Source organism: candidate division KSB1 bacterium (assembly GCA_022562085.1).
GTDB lineage: Bacteria > Zhuqueibacterota > Zhuqueibacteria > Oceanimicrobiales > Oceanimicrobiaceae > Oceanimicrobium.
On the sequence record JADFPY010000488.1, the window covers coordinates 1 to 2171 of the forward strand.

The 2171-nt window shown below is 43.6% G+C and carries 4 protein-coding genes and 1 pseudogene; all 5 read left to right on the plus strand.

What is annotated here, in order from left to right; translation table 11 throughout:
• A partial coding sequence (locus IH879_22600; protein MCH7677719.1) for a hypothetical protein occupies positions 1 to 687 on the plus strand: 687 nt, incomplete at its 5' end.
• A gap of 1 nt (position 688) precedes the next feature.
• A complete protein-coding gene (locus IH879_22605; protein ID MCH7677720.1) occupies positions 689 to 847 on the plus strand; it encodes a hypothetical protein in 159 nt (52 codons plus the stop codon).
• A 9-nt stretch (positions 848 to 856) separates the two neighbouring features.
• Complete coding sequence (locus IH879_22610; protein MCH7677721.1) at positions 857 to 1063, plus strand: type II toxin-antitoxin system HicB family antitoxin; 207 nt, start codon at positions 857 to 859, stop codon at positions 1061 to 1063.
• Positions 1063 to 1286: pseudogene (locus tag IH879_22615) on the plus strand (type II toxin-antitoxin system HicA family toxin). Before IH879_22610 ends, IH879_22615 begins: the two are co-directional and overlap by 1 nt.
• A partial coding sequence (locus IH879_22620) for an anhydro-N-acetylmuramic acid kinase (GenBank protein ID MCH7677722.1) occupies positions 1283 to 2171 on the plus strand: 889 nt, incomplete at its 3' end. The pseudogene IH879_22615 and the gene IH879_22620, both read left to right, overlap by 4 nt.

The window sequence follows — 2171 nt, forward strand, 5'->3', positions numbered from 1 at the left end:
TTTCGAGAATTTATCTACCAGTGGATCGAAGATGCCGCAGAGATTGGCGCGGATGTTCTATTTTGGGACGAGCCGCACTTTTTCATTGATTTAAAGGAAAAAGGCAAATATGATATCTGGTACTGTAAATGTGGCAGTTGCAGTTTAAAATTCAAAAACCAGTTTGGAAAAGATATCTTTGAAGCCCGGCGGGAAGAGATCATCGAGTTTCGTGAGGGGTGTGTTGTCGAGTTTTTGCAAGAGTTGTGTCAGCAAACAAGAAACCTGGGCATGAAGAACGCCGTGTGTCTCTTGCCTTTTAAAGAAGATAGTATCGGCCTTTCCGATTGGTCAAAAGTTGTGGCGATTGACAGTCTCGATATTTTTGGTACCGATCCCTACTGGGTTTTTTTCAATGAAAACCTGCAGGAATATGTCGGCCGGTTTTCTCGTGAGGTTCATGAACTTTGTGAACAGTATAATAAGGAAGGGCAAATTTGGATTCAGGCCTATAAAATTCCAGCGGGCCGGGAAGAGGAATTAAAAGAGGCGATTGCGGTTGCTTATGCTGAGGGTATTCGCAATCTTGCTGCCTGGAGTTATTATGGGAATGCTTATATGTCTTATAACCGCAGCGATAATCCGCAGAAGGTTTGGGATGTTCTGGGGAATGTTTACGGTGAGCTGCAGCGCGGTGAATGGGAATGAAATGATTGGCAAAACCATATCTCACTATAAAATCATTGAAAAGCTCGGCGAAGGCGGCATGGGCGTTGTCTACAAAGCAGAGGATACTAAACTCGACAGGTTCGTCGCGCTCAAGTTTCTGCCGCCGCATCTGAGACAGGAAGAACCTAATTTTTTATGAGGTATTAAAATGAAATTTATGATTACAGTTAATCAAGATGAAGATGGTGTTTACATCGTGGAGTGCCCATCAATTCCTGGGTGCATTAGTCAGGGACAAACCGAGGCAGAGGCCTTGAAAAATATTCAGGAAGCAATCAAAGAGTGTTTAGAGGTGCGTGCTGAGCAAGGGCTACCTTTAACTGTCAAAACTCGTGAAGTAGAGGTTCTCGTTTAATGCCTCCAGTACCACTTCTTCCTCCTCGCAAGGTAGTAAAAGCATTTGAAAAACTGGGCTGGCGCGTAGTTCGACAAAGAGGCAGTCACATAATAATGACTAAGGAAGGCCACATTGCAACACTCTCGATTCCGCAACACACACAGTTGCACGAGGTACTCTGCGAAGTTTGATAGCACGCGCCGGATATACGATAGAAGAATTTGTAGATGCCGCAAAATGAATCGACTTCAAAAAATTATTTCAAAACCCGAAAAGTTAGGCATCGGCCTTATTTCCGGCACATCTCTGGATGGGGTTGACGCAGCTTTAGTGAGAATAAAGAATAGCGGCTTAGAAACAAAAGCCAGGCTAATTGAATTTATCACCTTTCCCTATCCAACGGGTTTAAAAGAAAAACTTTTAGAAATATCAACGCCGGACAAGGGTACCGTAAATGAAATTTGTCGATATAACGTCGTTTTGGGAGAAATATTTGCAGACGCTGTTAAAGCCCTTCTTAATAAAGCAGGAGTCAATTCAGGTGAAGTTGATTTTATCGGCTCGCATGGGCAAACCGTGCATCATCTCCCTAAACCGGAGAAGGTGTTTGATTACACTATTACGTCGACCTTACAATTGGGCGAGCCCTCCGTTATTGCAAAGAGGGCGGGGATTTTGACTGTAGCAGACTTCAGACCCGCGGATATGGCCCTGGGAGGTCAAGGGGCACCTTTGGTTCCATATCTAGACTTCACGCTATTTCGTTCTTTAGAAAAAAGCCGTGCGCTTTTGAACATTGGCGGCATTGCGAATTTCACCATACTTAAGAACGGATGTTCTTTAAGTGACGTTATTGCATTTGATACCGGTCCTGGCAATATGGTGATTGACTTTTTAATGAACGAGCTCTTTTCAAGCCCGTTCGATAAGAATGGCGAAATAGCGTCTTCTGGCCGGATCTCTGAAAAGTTACTAGATCTCACACTAAAACATCCTTATTTTAAAAAGCAACCTCCCAAGTCGACCGGACGAGAGGAGTTTGGATCTGAATTCTGCGAAAATTTTTTAGCTGAATCCGAACGTCTGAATCTTAGTAAGGAAGATTGTATTACCACTGCAAGTGAGT